The organism is Streptomyces aurantiogriseus, from assembly GCF_014649375.1.
GTDB classification, from domain to species: Bacteria; Actinomycetota; Actinomycetes; order Streptomycetales; family Streptomycetaceae; genus Streptomyces; species Streptomyces aurantiogriseus.
Window position 1 is genome coordinate 43,230 of record NZ_BMSX01000003.1, and the last position, 15,478, is coordinate 58,707.

Here is a 15,478-nt window from a genome sequence, read left to right on the forward strand (position 1 = left end):
GAGTTTAGCTTGCTTGCGCGCGCGGAATTACGTGCTCTCGTGCAAGCATTGAGGAAAATCCGTGCCGTTTGTGGAGGTTCGGGAAGGGGTGGCGAAGCGCCGGGTATCCAAACTCGTTGCGAGCGCGCACGCAATCTGTAAGGTGGAGGCGTCCACTTCGCCTTCGTACGGCTCGCTCACGAACCGACAGGGGGTCCCTTTTGTCCACGCTTGCCACCAGATCCTGCCCGCCACCGGATCGCCTGGAACGCGTCCGTCCGTCCCGTCCGGCCGGCTGGCAGTCCGCGGCCGCCTGTGCCGGACTCTCTCCCGCGGTCGTCTTCTCCAAGAAGCCGAAGGAGGCCGCCCCCGCGCTGCGGGCCTGCGCGGTCTGCCCCGTACGGCGCGCCTGCGAGGAGACGGTGGCGCCGGCGGAGAACTGGTTCGACGGCGTCTGCGGCGGCCGCCTCTGGCGCTCCGGTCATCCGGTCTCCGTACCCGCGCACCTCCTGCCCCCGGCCCTGGCCGCCACCGTCGCGCACCTGCCGAGCCAGGGCGGTGCCCGTGCCTGACGAGCGCCCCACCACCGAGGCCGCCCTGTGGATCACCCAGCTCCTCCAGCAGTTCCCCGAACTCTCCGCCGAGCTGGTCCCGGGCCGCACCACCCCCGCTCACCGCCCGGCACCGTCCCCGCCCCCCGCCGACCTCGCCGCCCGCCTCCGCGAGGAGCGGGAGGAGGCGCTGCTGCTCCAGCAGCGGCACGGACTCGTCGCCCTCGGGCACAGCGCGGCCCCCCTCCGCCTGCACATCTCCGACGCCCTCCGGGACATCTCCGACGGCGTCGTCGAACTGGAGGAGGCCGTACGCGACCGCCTCGGCCTGCCCCGTGCGCGCCGCGCCCCCGTGCCCGAGCGGCTTCGGCGGATCGCCTCCCTCCTCGACGGCATCGCCGCCGACCCCGTCCTGGCCGCGCACGTGCGCGACGAGACCCGGCGAATGGCGCGCCGCTGCGCCCGTGCGCTGGGGGACACCGAGACCGTCGTACGGATGCCCGGGCGCTGCCCCTGGTGCGACTCGGTGTCGTTGCGGGCCTTTCCCGACCGCGGCGCCGTGCTCTGCGTCAACCCGGCCTGCCGCTGCCCGGAACCGGACTGCGGCTGCCACGACGACCCCGCCTACCGGCACACCTGGGACGAGGGGGAGTGGCAGCGCGCATGAGCGGAACGAACAGGCCCGACCGCCCCACCCTCATCCCCGGCCCCCTGGCCGCCCAGGAGGTCGGCGTCGCCCCCGCGACCATCCGCAAGTGGGTCCAGCTGGGCCACCTGAAACCCGCCGGCAAGGCGGGCCGCGCCCAGCTCTTCCGCCTGGAGGACGTCTTCGCCGCGGAGCGCGCGGCCCGTGGGGCGAACCGACGACGGACGCGGTGACCGGCCCCGGCGGCGCGTACGCGAGGACGTAACCATGTAACCCGGGACACAAACGACGGAATCGGTGGTTCGCGTGGGGGAACCATCGCGGGACCTGGAGCGTAGGGGAATGATGGAGGCATTCAAGTCGTCCGGGGGAGGTGTCCGTGTCGTATCCGTCGCCATGGCAGCCGTGGCAGGCGCAGAACAGTCCGTCGATGCTCGCGTCCCACGCCGATCGTGAGCGCGCCGTCGACGTGCTCAGAGCGGGTTTCGCCGAGGGGCGCCTTCAGCAGGCCGAGTTCGACCGGCGCGTGGCCCGGGCGTACGAGGCCCGTACGGTCGGCGAACTGACCCTGCTCGTCGCCGACCTGCCCCAGGGCCCCGTCGCCGTACAGCCCTCCCTCCCGCCGGCCCAGGCGTACCCCCCGGTGCCGCGCACGTTCCTGCCCGCCCCGCCGCCGCCCACGAACGGCAAGGCGGTCGGCGCGATGGTCTGCGGTGTCCTCACCACGATGACGGCGGGCATCACCGGCATCCCCGCGGTGATCCTGGGGCACACGGCCCGCGCCGAGATCCGCCGCACCGGCCAGGGCGGCGACGGCTTCGCCCTGGCCGGCCTGATCCTGGGCTGGCTGTCCGTGGCGGGCTGGGCGCTGTTCCTGACGATCATGATCCTGGCGGCGGCCTCGTCATCGGGCGGACCCTGACCCCGGCCGGCCCTCGCGCCCCGCGGGCTACGGAATGCCCAGCTCGAACATCACGTAGTGCGCGTACCACCCCGACGCCACCGCCGCCGTCGAGAAGAACACCACCAGGCTGGGCAGCTTCAGCCTGCCCATCGCCGCCGCCGGCGCCAGCAGCAGCGGGAAGCAGGGCAGCAGATAGCGCGGGGTGTTGCCGAACATCTGCTGGGTGCCCAGCACGGTGACGATGCTCGCCAGCGTGTACGCGACCAGCACCAGCGGCGGCTTCCTGCGCAGCATCAGCGCGACCAGGAAGGGCAGGGCCAGCACCAGCTGGACGGCGAGCAGATCGGGGACGGAGAAGGCGAACAGGTAGTTGTTGTGCCCGATGGCCGTGTTGCCCAGGACGTCGAGGGTGTAGGCGCCGAAGTCGAAGTAGTGCGCCCACCCCTCCCGCTGGAGCGTGAAGTACGCCGTCAGATCGCCCATGCTGAGGCCGACCCAGGTGATGTAGGTGAGCAGGCCGAGCGGCGCGGCGAACATCGCGTACACCGGCCCCGCCACGCCGTGCTCGCGTCTGCTCTCCCGTCGCGCCAGCGTCACCAGCGCGGCGAGCCCCACCGCGCCTATCAGCGCGGCGGAGGTCGGCCGGTTCAGTCCGGCGACGAAGGCCAGCAGCCCGGCCGCCACCCAGCGGCGCTTCATCACGCAGTAGCAGCACCAGGCGGCGATCGCCACGAACAGGGACTCCGAGTACACCGCCCACTCGACGCCCGCACCGGGCACCACGGCCCACAGCCCGGCGGCGATCGTGCCCGCGCGGGCGCCCGCCAGCAGCGAGATCACGGCGTAGATGCCGGCGGCCGCGACGAAGGACGCGATCACCGAGACGAGGATCCCCGACCCGAACAGGCCGAGCCCGGTGATCTCGGAGACCCCCCTGATCAGGCCCGGGTACAGCGGGAAGAAGGCGACGGAGTTCTGCTTGACCGTGAACAGGCCGGTGGAGTCGAGCCGCTCCAGCGGACGCGGGTCGTACCCCTTCTCGGCGACCTGGAGGTACCACCAGCCGTCCCAGGTGGCCAGGACGTCCCACCAGTGCGCGCCCCCGCCGAAGCGCGGCTCCTTCTTGCGGAAGTCCCCGGCCGCCTCCAGCAGAAACGCGAAGACGGTGAGCCCGACGAGCTTCGTGACGCCGTAAAGGATCAGCGGGGCAAGGTACGGTCGTACACCGGCCGGCAGGGTCAGGCGGCGGATCCTTGGGGGCCGCTCCTCCTGCTCGTCGGGCACGGCGGGATCCGTCGCCGCGTCGCTGGAAGCCGTGCTCATGAGTGTGGACCCCCCTCGGCCCCGATCACCGGGTCCCCGAGGCGGCACCACTGTCCGGATGATCGTGAAGTGTCAGTCATAAGATCACAACAGAGTCGCACATTCGCGCCAGCGGTTGGGGAGGGGCGGGTGGCTGAGGTCATGGAAACAACGAGTCCACCGACCGTCTTGTCGGTCGTCATACCGATGTACAACGAGGAAGAGGTCCTTCCCGCACTGGTCAGCAGGTTGCGCCCGGTCCTCGCGGAGCTTGGCGTCCCCTACGAGGTGGTCGCCGTCGACGACGGCAGTACCGACCGTACCGCCGAACTCCTTGCCGCCTTCCGGCTGGGCTGGCCGCAACTGCGGGTGATCGGCCTGCGCCGCAACTCCGGCCACCAGGCCGCCCTCACCGCGGGCCTGGACCGGGCGCTCGGCGCCTACGTCGTGAGCCTCGACGCCGACCTCCAGGACCCGCCCGAGAAGATCCCCGACATGCTCGCGCTGGCCCGCGGCGAGGGCCTCGACATCGTCTACGGCATCCGGGCCGACCGGGCCAGCGACACGGGGTTCAAGCGGTGGACGGCCGGCCTCTACTACCGCCTGGTGCGCCGCCTGGCCGGACCCTCGGTCCCCGCCCAGGCCGGCGACTTCCGGCTGCTCAGCCGGGCCGCCGTCGACGCGCTGAAGTCCCTCCCCGACCAGCAGCGCGTCTACCGCCTCCTCGTGCCCTGGCTCGGCTTCCCCAGCGGCCGCGTCACCTACGAGCGCGCCCCGCGCCCGGCGGGCCGCAGCAAGTACCCCCTGGGCCGGATGATCCGCCTCGCGGTCGACAGCGTCACCGGCTTCTCCGCGGCACCCCTGCGGATCGCCACCTGGCTGGGCGGCTTCTCCTTCCTGGTCTGCCTGGGCCTGATGGTCTACACCCTCAGCGCGCACGCCCTGGACCACACCGTCGCCGGCTGGACCTCCCTGTTCACCGGCGTCCTGTTCATCGGCGCGGTCCAGCTGATCTGCGTGGGCCTGCTCGGCGAGTACGTCGGCCGCATCTACACGGCCGTACAGAACCGCCCGACGTACTTCGTGGGGCACGACACGGCGGTGTCGCCGCACTCGGAGGCTCTGGCGGACACCGCGGACACCGCGGACACCGCGGACACCGCGGACACTCCGGCGACGCATGAAAGCTCTCTGCGTGGGTAACGGGCCACATAACACACGCCTGCCAGGGGACAAAACAGGCACCCCCGAGGCGGTGAGCATTCCGGTGGTGGGTACCCGGCCGCAGTGTGAAAAGCGCGTACCTTCGGATAAGCGCAGGTCACACGCCTTGCGTCGGTCGGCGTGTCGGTGGCGTTGCTTTTGTTTTGACCGGAGTCGGCGCGCTGGGTACGCTCAGACCTTGTGCCTGGGGTGTGCCCTGGCTCTCGTGCGTGCCTTCAACCGCACCGGAGCCGAGAGCGGCCACCGTAATCTGCGCCTCTTTCTGCCTTGCGGCGGGAGTCCGCGGGATTCGACACACCCGACCGCGTGGGTCGGCGACGTTCCAGGTTAGCTGTACCCATCGGCACACAGAAACCGGAGAAGTAGTGCCTACGATCCAGCAGCTGGTCCGCAAGGGCCGGCAGGACAAGGTCGAGAAGAACAAGACGCCCGCACTCGAGGGTTCCCCTCAGCGTCGCGGCGTCTGCACGCGTGTGTTCACGACCACCCCGAAGAAGCCGAACTCGGCCCTGCGTAAGGTCGCGCGTGTGCGTCTGACCAGCGGGATCGAAGTCACCGCTTACATTCCGGGTGAGGGACACAACCTGCAGGAGCACTCCATCGTGCTCGTGCGCGGCGGCCGTGTGAAGGACCTGCCGGGTGTTCGCTACAAGATCATCCGTGGCTCCCTCGACACCCAGGGTGTCAAGAACCGCAAGCAGGCCCGCAGCCGTTACGGCGCCAAGAAGGAGAAGTAAGAATGCCTCGTAAGGGCCCCGCCCCGAAGCGCCCGGTCATCATCGACCCGGTCTACGGTTCTCCTCTGGTGACCTCCCTGATCAACAAGGTGCTGCTGAACGGCAAGCGCTCGACTGCCGAGCGGATCGTTTACGGCGCCATGGAGGGCCTGCGCGACAAGACCGGCAACGACCCGGTCATCACGCTCAAGCGCGCTCTCGAGAACATCAAGCCGACCATCGAGGTCAAGTCCCGCCGTGTCGGTGGCGCCACCTACCAGGTCCCGGTCGAGGTCAAGCCCGGCCGTGCCAACACCCTGGCGCTGCGCTGGCTCGTCGGCTACTCCCGCGCCCGTCGCGAGAAGACCATGACCGAGCGTCTGCTGAACGAGCTCCTCGACGCGTCCAACGGCCTCGGTGCCGCTGTGAAGAAGCGCGAGGACACGCACAAGATGGCCGAGTCCAACAAGGCCTTCGCGCACTACCGCTGGTAGTCGCAGTCCACATCGAGACCGAGAGAAGACTGAAGCCTTATGGCTACCACTTCGCTTGACCTGGCCAAGGTGCGCAACATCGGCATCATGGCCCACATCGACGCGGGCAAGACGACCACCACCGAGCGGATCCTGTTCTACACCGGCGTTTCGTACAAGATCGGTGAGGTCCACGACGGCGCTGCCACCATGGACTGGATGGAGCAGGAGCAGGAGCGTGGCATCACGATCACTTCTGCTGCCACCACCTGCCACTGGCCGCTGGAAGACGTCGACCACACCATCAACATCATCGACACGCCGGGCCACGTCGACTTCACCGTCGAGGTGGAGCGTTCCCTGCGCGTGCTCGACGGTGCCGTGACGGTGTTCGACGGCGTCGCCGGCGTCGAGCCCCAGTCCGAGACCGTGTGGCGTCAGGCGGACCGCTACGGCGTTCCGCGTATCTGCTTCGTCAACAAGCTCGACCGCACCGGTGCCGAGTTCCACCGCTGCGTCGACATGATCGTCGACCGCCTGGGCGCGCAGCCGATCGTCATGCAGCTCCCGATCGGTGCCGAGGCCGACTTCCAGGGTGTCGTGGACCTGGTCCGCATGAAGGCCCTGGTCTGGTCCGCCGAGGCGACCAAGGGCGAGATGTACGACGTCGTCGACATCCCGGCCACCCACGTCGAGGCTGCCGAGGAGTGGCGCGGCAAGCTGCTCGAGGCCGTCGCCGAGAACGACGAGGAGCTCATGGAGCTGTACCTCGAGGGCACCGAGCCCTCCGAGGAGCAGCTCTACGCGGCGATCCGTCGGATCACCATCGCGTCCGGCAAGGGCGGCGGCACCACCGTCACCCCCGTGTTCTGCGGTACCGCGTTCAAGAACAAGGGCGTCCAGCCCCTGCTCGACGCGGTCGTGCGCTACCTGCCGTCGCCGGTCGACATCGAGGCCATCGAGGGCCACGACGTCAAGGACCCGGAGACGGTCGTCAAGCGCAAGCCGTCCGACGAGGAGCCGCTGTCGGCGCTGGCGTTCAAGATCATGAGCGACCCGCACCTCGGCAAGCTCACCTTCGTGCGCGTCTACTCCGGCCGTCTCGAGTCCGGCTCCGCCGTGCTCAACTCGGTCAAGGGCCGCAAGGAGCGCATCGGCAAGATCTACCGCATGCACGCCAACAAGCGTGAGGAGATCGAGTCGGTGGGCGCCGGCGACATCGTCGCCGTCATGGGCCTGAAGCAGACCACCACCGGTGAGACGCTCTGCGACGAGAAGAACCCGGTCATCCTGGAGTCCATGGACTTCCCGGCGCCGGTCATCCAGGTCGCCATCGAGCCCAAGTCGAAGGGCGACCAGGAGAAGCTGGGCATCGCGATCCAGCGCCTCGCCGAGGAGGACCCGTCCTTCCAGGTCCACTCCGACGAGGAGACCGGCCAGACCATCATCGGCGGCATGGGCGAGCTGCACCTCGAGGTGCTGGTCGACCGTATGCGCCGTGAGTTCAAGGTCGAGGCCAACGTCGGCAAGCCGCAGGTCGCCTACCGCGAGACGATCCGCAAGGCCGTCGAGAAGGTCGAGTACACCCACAAGAAGCAGACGGGTGGTACCGGCCAGTTCGCTCGCGTCATCATCGGCATCGAGCCGATCGAGGGCGGCGACACGTCGTACGAGTTCGTCAACAAGGTCACCGGTGGCCGTGTGCCGAAGGAGTACATCCCCTCGGTCGACGCCGGTGCGCAGGAGGCCATGCAGTTCGGCATCCTCGCCGGTTACGAGATGACCGGTGTGCGTGTGACGCTGATCGACGGCGCCTACCACGAGGTCGACTCCTCCGAACTCGCGTTCAAGATCGCCGGTTCGCAGGCCTTCAAGGAGGCCGCGCGCAAGGCCAGCCCCGTGCTGCTCGAGCCGATGATGGCCGTCGAGGTCACCACGCCCGAGGACTACATGGGTGAGGTCATCGGCGACATCAACTCCCGCCGTGGCCAGATCCAGGCCATGGAGGAGCGGGCGGGTGCCCGCGTCGTGAAGGGTCTCGTGCCCCTCTCGGAGATGTTCGGTTACGTCGGCGACCTGCGCAGCAAGACGTCCGGCCGCGCCAGCTACTCCATGCAGTTCGACTCCTACGCCGAGGTTCCGCGGAACGTCGCCGAGGAGATCATCGCGAAGGCCAAGGGCGAGTAACGGACCCCGTCCGTACGCCGTAGGCTTGACTCCGGAGCCTCACGGGGGAAACGCGCACATTCGTGGGTGTTTGCCCCGGGGCCCGGGACTTAACAGCAAAGATCACCTGGCGCCGATGAAGTAAGGCGTACAGAACCACTCCACAGGAGGACCCCAGTGGCGAAGGCGAAGTTCGAGCGGACTAAGCCGCACGTCAACATCGGCACCATCGGTCACATCGACCACGGTAAGACGACCCTCACGGCCGCCATTACCAAGGTGCTGCACGACGCGTACCCGGACCTGAACGAGGCCACCCCGTTCGACAACATCGACAAGGCGCCCGAGGAGCGCCAGCGCGGTATCACCATCTCCATCGCGCACGTCGAGTACCAGACCGAGGCGCGTCACTACGCCCACGTCGACTGCCCGGGTCACGCGGACTACATCAAGAACATGATCACCGGTGCCGCGCAGATGGACGGCGCGATCCTGGTGGTCGCCGCCACCGACGGCCCGATGCCGCAGACCAAGGAGCACGTGCTCCTGGCCCGCCAGGTCGGCGTTCCGTACATCGTGGTCGCCCTGAACAAGGCGGACATGGTGGACGACGAGGAGATCATGGAGCTCGTCGAGCTCGAGGTCCGTGAGCTCCTCTCCGAGTACGAGTTCCCGGGCGACGACCTCCCGGTCGTCCGTGTCTCCGCGCTGAAGGCCCTCGAGGGCGACGCGCAGTGGACGCAGTCCGTCCTGGACCTCATGAACGCTGTCGACACCGCGATCCCGGAGCCGGAGCGCGACGTCGACAAGCCGTTCCTCATGCCGATCGAGGACGTCTTCACGATCACCGGTCGCGGTACGGTCGTCACCGGCCGTATCGAGCGTGGTGTCCTGAAGGTCAACGAGACCGTCGACATCATCGGCATCAAGACCGAGAAGACCACCACCACGGTCACCGGCATCGAGATGTTCCGCAAGCTGCTCGACGAGGGCCAGGCCGGTGAGAACGTCGGTCTGCTGCTCCGCGGCATCAAGCGCGAGGACGTCGAGCGCGGCCAGGTCATCATCAAGCCGGGCTCGGTCACCCCGCACACCGAGTTCGAGGCGCAGGCCTACATCCTGTCCAAGGACGAGGGTGGCCGCCACACGCCGTTCTTCAACAACTACCGTCCGCAGTTCTACTTCCGTACGACGGACGTGACCGGCGTCGTGACCCTCCCCGAGGGCACCGAGATGGTCATGCCGGGTGACAACACCGAGATGAAGGTGGAGCTCATCCAGCCCGTCGCCATGGAAGAGGGCCTGAAGTTCGCCATCCGTGAGGGTGGTCGCACCGTGGGCGCCGGCCAGGTCACCAAGATCAACAAGTGAGTTCGCTCGCTTGAGGGTCGGCCTGACCCGGGTCAGTTGACCTGAAGAGGCCTGAAGGGGCCCGTACGACTCCGGTCGTACGGGCCCCTTCGCGTGTCGTGTGTGCGGTAGGTGAACCGTTGGGGAACGCTCGTCGGCGTAACCGATGAGGCTGCTGTGGCGGCCGTAGCCTGATCCGTCGGACCCACCGACGAGGATGACTGGCTTGTCTCTCATACGCGACGTGCAGCCGCTGCCCCCGCTCGCCGCACCGTCCCCACCCGTTGCCGTCACGCACCGCCGCGAGCGCGGCTCCCGGCTCCACGCCGTCGACGGCATCCGCCTGCTCGCCGCGCTGATGGTCGCGCTCCACCACTTCGCGGGCACGAACCGCGTGAACCAGCCGGACAACCGGATCTGGGACCGCCCGGTCTCCGACATCATGCCGACGGTCTTCCACGTGGCGAGCTACGGCTGGATCGGCGTCGAGATCTTCTTCGTCATCAGCGGTTTCGTGATCTGCATGTCGTGCTGGGGCCGGACGCCGAAGCAGTTCTTCGTCTCACGGGTGATCCGTCTGTATCCCGCGTACTGGTTCGCGGTGCTGTTCACCACGGGTGTGCTGGTGGCGCTGCCGGGCGTGTGGGAGCGCCTGCCCTGGCGGGACGTCCTGCTGAACCTGACGATGCTGCAGTCGGGTTCGGGCGTGCGGAACGTCGACGGCGTGTACTGGACGCTCTGGTCCGAGCTCCGCTTCTATCTCCTCTTCCTGGTCGTCGTCGCCACGGGCCTGACGTACCGCAAGGTCGTGCTGTTCTGCTGCGTGTGGGGCGTCGCGGCGATGCTGGCGCCCGTGGCGAAGCTGCCGCTGCTGGAGCTGATCGCCAACCCCGAGGGCGCCTGGTACTTCATCGCCGGCCTGGCGCTGTATCTGATGCATCGTTTCGGCCAGGACCTGCTGCTGTGGGGCATCCTCGGCATGTCCTGGCTGATGGCCCAGCGGGAACTGGGCCTGCGCGTCGACGAGGTCGAGCATGTGTCGAGCTGGCGGGGCGCGGTGCTGATCTTCACCGTGTTCCTGCTGACGATGGTCGCGATCGCCCTGGGCCACACGGACCGGATCCGTGGGCGGTGGCTGGTGACGGCGGGCAGCCTGACGTATCCGCTGTACCTGACGCACTACGCGGCCGGTACGACGGTGATCAACCGCCTCCGCGACACGATGGACGCACGGCTGCTGGTGGGCGTCGTCCTCGTCGGCTTCCTGGTGCTGAGCTGGCTGGTGCACCGGTTCGTGGAGCGGCCGGTGGCGGGGGTGGTGAAGCGGGGGCTGGAGACGGCGTTCGTCCGGGTGCGGACTGCCCGGTAGTCACGGAGGAATCGTGTAGCACTGGTGTCACAACCCGCAGTGTTCGAACACGGCGTCAGAAACCGTTGCTAGTCTGCCCGCCGTACGCCGGCTGAGCGCACGGGGGAAGGCAGTCATGACACAGCCGACAGGGGAACAGCACAGAGCCGCCAGTGGGGCCGAGGGCCCTGTCGGCACGCGGCTGAACCAGATTCCGTCCGATCCGGGGGGTTCAGCGGGGGGTTTCCCCTCCGGGGGCCAGAAGAAGGACCTGGCGTCGTCGCCCGCCCAGAAGAGGGCGGCGGCCAAGGCCATCGAGGACGACATCGAGCCCGGCACGAAGAAGGCCGGCGACTGGGCGGACACCGAGACGGACGCGGTCGTCAAGGCGTTCGGACCGCAGGACGGCGAGGGGTGGATCACGTCGGCGGCCCTGAAGAAGGCCCACAGGACGTGGGGCGAACAGGTCACGAACCTGATGAACCGGCTCGCGTCGGAGAAGGCGGCGCTGCGGGGCACCAACACGGTGCTGCAGGGCACGGACCTCGGAGTCGGCAACGGCATCCGTCAGTCCTCGAACCTCGACGCGTACTGAGCCGGCGCCGAGTCAGCGCCGCGTCCGCGGCGCGTCAGCGCGCTGAGTCCCACCGAGTCCGACCACGCCTGACGGGGGCCCCATGCCGACGTACCACGAGATCATGACGACCGACCTGTCCACGCTCACGACGGCCGCCGACCGCTGGGACGGCATGGCCGCGGAGTTCACCAAGCAGGAGAAGGCCTACAAGCGCGATGTGCACGGCATCACCATGGGCGACTCCTGGGTGGGCCTGAGCGCGTACGCGGCCAACCGGCGTTTCGACACCACGCTCAAGGAGTTCCAGAACGCCCAGGTCGAGGCCAAGGCGATCGCCTCGCTGCTGCGGGACGCGCACACGCAGTTCGTCGCCCTGCGGGGCAAGCTCAAGTCGGCCCGCCAGGACGCCGTCGACGCCGGCATGAAGGTGTCGGACCAGGGCGTCGTCACCTTCGACACCGAGAAGCTGACCCAGGGCGAACGCACCGCCTACGTCCACGATCCCGACTACCAGGACAGCGTCCGCAAGGCGGTCGCCTCCTGGCAGCAGCTCATCGACCAGCTCGTGAAGGACGTGGGGGAGGCCGACAAGGGCGTCGAGATCGCCTTCGCGGCCGTCGTGATCGACTCCGACCTGAGCGACGGCACCCTCAACGGCTTCAACGGCAAGGCCTACGGCGACATCGAGAGGTACGAGGCCGAGGCGGCGGCGGCCAAGGAGGGCCTGAAGATCTCCGGGTGGGTCTCGGAGCGCAAGTTCACGGTGACGGGACCCGACGTCGGGTACAGCGTCACCGGGCCCAAGTACGGCAAGGAGGCCTCGTTCAAGGCCTACGCCGACCTCTTCCACCTCACCGCGGAACGCAAGCTGACCAACGGGCAGTGGAAGCTCTCCGGCATCGCCGACGTCTACGGGGGAGCCAGGGCCACCGCGAACGCGGGGTTCACGGACAAGGGCCTCGTCGCCAAGGCCGAGGCGTCCGTGGGCATACGGGCACTGGCCGAAGGCCGGGCCGAGTACGGGCCGTACGCCGGTGCGTACTTGCGGGCCGAGGGCTTCGCCGGAGCCGAGGCCGGAACCAGCCTCAAGCTGACCAGGGAGGAGATCACCGTCGGCGGAAAGGCGTTCGCCGGGGCGAAGGGCGGCGTCGCCGGCGGTGTGGAAGTCTTCGGGATCGGTGTCGGCGGGACGGCTGAGGGGTGGAAAGGCCCTGGTGCGGAGGCCTGGTGGGGCGTCAAGAAGGACGAGGAGAGCGGGGTGTGGAAGCTCGGCGGGGAGGCGGGCGTCTCCCCCGGTATCGGCGGCAGCCTGGGCCTGGAGATCACCGTCGACCCGGACAAGGTGTCCCAGAGCGTCGGTGCCGCGGCCGACGCGGTGGGCGACGGGCTCGACGCGATCGGGGACACCGCCGGTTCGGTCAAGGACACCGTCACCGGCTGGTTCTGATGTACTCGCCCACGTCCCCCACGGAAGGAGGGCACGCCATGCCCACTCCACTGCCGGTGCCGATCGCCTTCCGCCTGCCCGAGGGCTGGCTCCCGGCCCGCCCGGAGGGGCTCGAAGCCCCGGGAGTGGCCTTCGCAGCGGTGCATCCGCAGCCGGACGCCGGGTTCAGCGCCAACATCACCGTCGACGGCGAGATCCCGCCGGAGACGGCGACGCTGGCCGACCTCGCCGACGAGTCGGTGGAGCAGCTGCGCCAGGTCGCCGAGTCGGTGCAGGTGGCCGGCCGCCGCGAGGTCGGCTCCGCCGAGGCGCCCGCCCTGACACAGCGGCTGGTCTTCTCGGCCGTCGCCGGCGAGACGCGACGCGACCTCGTCCAGTCCCAGGTGTACCTGTCCCTGCAGGACGTGGCGGATCCGCACAAGCGGGCGGTGATCCGGCTGGCGCTGACGGCCACGGCGGCCCAGCACGACGCCGTCCTCGGGGACTTCCAGGACTTCGTGCGCACGGTGCGGCCGGACACGGGAACGGAGGCTTAACGATGGGTTTGTGGAGCAGGTTCCGGGACAAACGAACCGGCACCAAGTACCCCGACAGCGGTGTCGAACCGCTGCCTGCCATGGAGGTCCGCGCCGCGCTGCTCGCGCTCAACGGCACGGGCGTGCCGTTCCGGGTGCGCAACGCCCTCCCCGAGGAGAAGGCCGACCTGGTGGCGGAGTGGCAGGTCCCGCAACTGAAGATGACCCTCAAGACCCGGATGCGCTTCGTCGCGGAGAAGGGCGAGGTGCTCACGCTCGACGAGCGGTGGGACAGGTCGCCCGAGACCGGCGGCCGACGGTACGGGCGGGGGCCTGCGCCCACCGTCTCCCGCCAGTGGACGTACGAGAAGGGCCCCGACGGCCGCAGGCGCAAGGTCGAGACGTTCCGCTTCGACTCCCGGGACATGCGGAACCCCCTGCAGAAGATCGTCCTCAGCTCGGGGTGGACCTGGCGGGGGGTGCTGTCCAGGTGGTGAGGCCGGCGGGACGTGGGCCCTGCCTCTACTTGACCACCTCTGCGGACCGGACGTGTGGTCAGGCAGCCATCGCCAGACCCAGGAGCACCGCTAACACCACGGGCAGGAGCGTGACCGCGAGCGCGGTGCCGGCTGCCACCACTCGGAGCGTTCGCAGGGACCGGCGGTGGGGGAGGGCCCAGGCGAGCGCGAACAGGCCCATGGCCCAGTAGAGGAAGACCCCGAAGCCGCTGGTGGAGCCGTCGGCCCGGAACAGGCTGTACTCCCACGCGAGGAGCGGCACACCGGGCAGGGAGGCCACGAGAGGCGCCTTCCACCAGGTCCTGTGGGGGGTGTGAAGCCGCGGCAGAGAGTTCTCGGTCATGGGCTTCACCCCATCACCGCGGGAAGCCGCGGGCATCCGGATACGTACTCAGCCCTCTCGCGCGCCGGTACTCACCTCGACCAGGCAGGCCCCGGAGGGCCTTGCGCGGGCTTCTCTCAGCGGTAGCGGATCACGTGCAGCCGGTGCACGCCCGTCGGATCCGGTGACGCGGGGGAGCCGGTCGCACCGTCGACGAGGATCACGCCGCCCGCGATCTTGCGAGCGGTGACCAACCACCCCACGGCTTCGCGTGACCGGCCGTCCGTACGGCGCACCCAGACCAGCGCCCGGGCTTCGTCGGGCAGGGCCGACAGGGCTTCGATCGCGCTCATCCAGTCCTCGTGCTCGGACACGGAGAGGACCGAGCCCAGCTCCGAGAGCGTCGGCTCGAACCAGGCGGCGCGGCCGGGCTGGGGCGGAGCGGGGAGGCCGGCCGCGCCGGGATTCTCGCCGGCGTCCCAGCGGGACAGCCAGGTCCAGGGGTCCGAGTTGGGCAGTCCGAACGGCGCGGTGTCGTCCTTGGGGACGACGAGCGTGGCGTCGAGGAGGGCGTCCTGCCAGTGGCCGTCGCGCAGAAAGCGGACGGTGTTGCAGGAGAAGACCCAGCCGCGCGCGGTCTCGTCCTGGGGCGTCGGCCCGTCCAGGACGACCTGACCCTGGTAGGCGTCGTCGAGCCAGAGCCGGGCCTTGTCGACCGCGGAGGCGAAGTCCACCGCCGACCGCTCCCACGGCAGTCGCCGGGGGGCGTGTGCGGCGGGCAAGGCCCGGAGGAGGACCAGTTCGCGCACCTGGTCAGTGTCGAGCCGGGCGAGCGAGGACGTCAGCCCGTCCAGCAGGACGACCTGCCCCTTGTTGTTGTGCGCGTACAGCAGGTTGCCGGTCGCCTCGTGGCCGCCGATCTCCCGCCGTACCCACACCACGCCCCGGGTGTCCGGGCCCGGCTCGGTGACGGCCTTGACCACGTCGTCCCAGCGGTCGACGGGGGTCCGCGTGAACTCGGGGAAATAGCGGCGCTTCAGGCGCGCGACCCAGCCCGGCGCCTCGTCGGACGGGCGCCAGGGCAGCGGCACCGAGGGGGCACCGCTGATCGCGCTGTGCAGGGCCACCGTGCAGCCCCGGGCGTTGATCCGGCGGGGCTGGCCCTCGACCCGGAACGCCGCCTCCTCGGGTGAGGCGGCCGGGGCCAGGTCCGCCAGCGGGTTGCTCGGCGCGGGGTGGAACGGGGCACCGCCGTCCTTGGGCACCACCACGGAGGCCGCCAGCATCGGCGTCTCCGGATACCCCGGCTGCGGCACCGCCCGGCAGGAGAACAGCCAGGCGGTGGGGGTTTCGTGGACGGGATGGGGGGCGGCGAGCTGGACAAGGCCGCCGTAGGTGGCGTTGAGCCAGGCGACGGCGCGGTCGTGAGGGACAGACACC

At 69.5% G+C, this 15,478-nt stretch carries 17 protein-coding genes; 14 read left to right on the plus strand and 3 right to left on the minus strand.

The window, feature by feature from the left end; genetic code table 11:
• The first annotated feature begins 200 nt into the window (after window positions 1–200).
• The 4 genes from IE263_RS06725 to IE263_RS06740 all read left to right on the plus strand — a co-directional run bounded on the left by IE263_RS06725 (window position 201) and on the right by IE263_RS06740 (window position 2,098).
• Window positions 201–551, plus strand: coding sequence for a WhiB family transcriptional regulator (locus IE263_RS06725; protein ID WP_229910826.1), 351 nt, complete (start codon window positions 201–203; stop codon window positions 549–551).
• The gene (locus IE263_RS06730; protein ID WP_229910827.1) at window positions 544–1,197 is read left to right on the plus strand and encodes a hypothetical protein; all 654 of its coding nucleotides are present in this window, start codon (window positions 544–546) and stop codon (window positions 1,195–1,197) included. Before IE263_RS06725 ends, IE263_RS06730 begins: the two co-directional genes overlap by 8 nt.
• On the plus strand, window positions 1,194–1,409 hold the full coding sequence (locus IE263_RS06735; RefSeq protein ID WP_189933319.1) for a MerR family transcriptional regulator: 216 nt from the start codon (window positions 1,194–1,196) through the stop codon (window positions 1,407–1,409). The genes IE263_RS06730 and IE263_RS06735 overlap by 4 nt, the downstream gene beginning before the upstream one ends.
• A 197-nt stretch (window positions 1,410–1,606) precedes the next feature.
• A complete protein-coding gene (locus tag IE263_RS06740; protein WP_189933321.1) occupies window positions 1,607–2,098 on the plus strand; it encodes a DUF1707 and DUF4190 domain-containing protein in 492 nt (163 codons plus the stop codon).
• A 27-nt stretch (window positions 2,099–2,125) separates the two neighbouring features.
• On the opposite strand, the gene IE263_RS06745 is transcribed toward IE263_RS06740, so the two are convergent.
• A complete protein-coding gene (locus IE263_RS06745; RefSeq protein WP_189933323.1) occupies window positions 2,126–3,403 on the minus strand; it encodes a putative hexosyltransferase in 1,278 nt (425 codons plus the stop codon).
• 141 nt (window positions 3,404–3,544) lie between these two features.
• Between IE263_RS06745 and IE263_RS06750 the strand changes: the two genes are divergently transcribed.
• The 10 genes from IE263_RS06750 (at window position 3,545) to IE263_RS06795 (ending at window position 13,695) form a co-directional block, all read left to right on the plus strand.
• A complete protein-coding gene (locus IE263_RS06750) occupies window positions 3,545–4,585 on the plus strand; it encodes a glycosyltransferase family 2 protein (RefSeq protein WP_268256003.1) in 1,041 nt (346 codons plus the stop codon).
• Window positions 4,586–4,971: 386 nt separating this feature from the next.
• Entirely contained in the window at window positions 4,972–5,343 is a 372-nt protein-coding gene (rpsL, locus tag IE263_RS06755) for a 30S ribosomal protein S12 (protein ID WP_003948652.1), read from the plus strand.
• A gap of 2 nt (window positions 5,344–5,345) precedes the next feature.
• On the plus strand, window positions 5,346–5,816 hold the full coding sequence (rpsG, locus tag IE263_RS06760) for a 30S ribosomal protein S7 (protein ID WP_168371942.1): 471 nt from the start codon (window positions 5,346–5,348) through the stop codon (window positions 5,814–5,816).
• Window positions 5,817–5,855: 39 nt separating this feature from the next.
• Window positions 5,856–7,982, plus strand: coding sequence for an elongation factor G (fusA, locus tag IE263_RS06765; RefSeq protein ID WP_189933325.1), 2,127 nt, complete (start codon window positions 5,856–5,858; stop codon window positions 7,980–7,982).
• Between the two features lie 156 nt (window positions 7,983–8,138).
• The gene (gene tuf / locus IE263_RS06770) at window positions 8,139–9,332 is read left to right on the plus strand and encodes an elongation factor Tu (RefSeq protein WP_189933327.1); all 1,194 of its coding nucleotides are present in this window, start codon (window positions 8,139–8,141) and stop codon (window positions 9,330–9,332) included.
• Window positions 9,333–9,528: 196 nt separating this feature from the next.
• Entirely contained in the window at window positions 9,529–10,680 is a 1,152-nt protein-coding gene (locus tag IE263_RS06775; RefSeq protein ID WP_189933330.1) for an acyltransferase family protein, read from the plus strand.
• 115 nt (window positions 10,681–10,795) lie between these two features.
• Window positions 10,796–11,254, plus strand: a complete 459-nt coding sequence (locus tag IE263_RS06780) for a hypothetical protein (protein ID WP_189933332.1) — start codon at window positions 10,796–10,798, stop codon at window positions 11,252–11,254.
• A gap of 82 nt (window positions 11,255–11,336) precedes the next feature.
• Complete coding sequence (locus IE263_RS06785) at window positions 11,337–12,683, plus strand: hypothetical protein (protein WP_189933334.1); 1,347 nt, start codon at window positions 11,337–11,339, stop codon at window positions 12,681–12,683.
• A gap of 38 nt (window positions 12,684–12,721) precedes the next feature.
• Window positions 12,722–13,219: a hypothetical protein gene (locus IE263_RS06790; RefSeq protein ID WP_189933336.1), complete on the plus strand. Its 498-nt coding sequence runs from the start codon at window positions 12,722–12,724 to the stop codon at window positions 13,217–13,219.
• A gap of 2 nt (window positions 13,220–13,221) precedes the next feature.
• Window positions 13,222–13,695, plus strand: a complete 474-nt coding sequence (locus tag IE263_RS06795) for a hypothetical protein (RefSeq protein WP_189933338.1) — start codon at window positions 13,222–13,224, stop codon at window positions 13,693–13,695.
• 58 nt (window positions 13,696–13,753) lie between these two features.
• On the opposite strand, the gene IE263_RS06800 is transcribed toward IE263_RS06795, so the two are convergent.
• The gene (locus IE263_RS06800) at window positions 13,754–14,059 is read right to left on the minus strand and encodes a hypothetical protein (protein ID WP_189933340.1); all 306 of its coding nucleotides are present in this window, start codon (window positions 14,057–14,059) and stop codon (window positions 13,754–13,756) included.
• Window positions 14,060–14,175: 116 nt separating this feature from the next.
• The gene (locus IE263_RS06805; RefSeq protein ID WP_189933342.1) at window positions 14,176–15,477 is read right to left on the minus strand and encodes a YrhB domain-containing protein; all 1,302 of its coding nucleotides are present in this window, start codon (window positions 15,475–15,477) and stop codon (window positions 14,176–14,178) included.
• Window position 15,478: the final 1 nt, after the last annotated feature.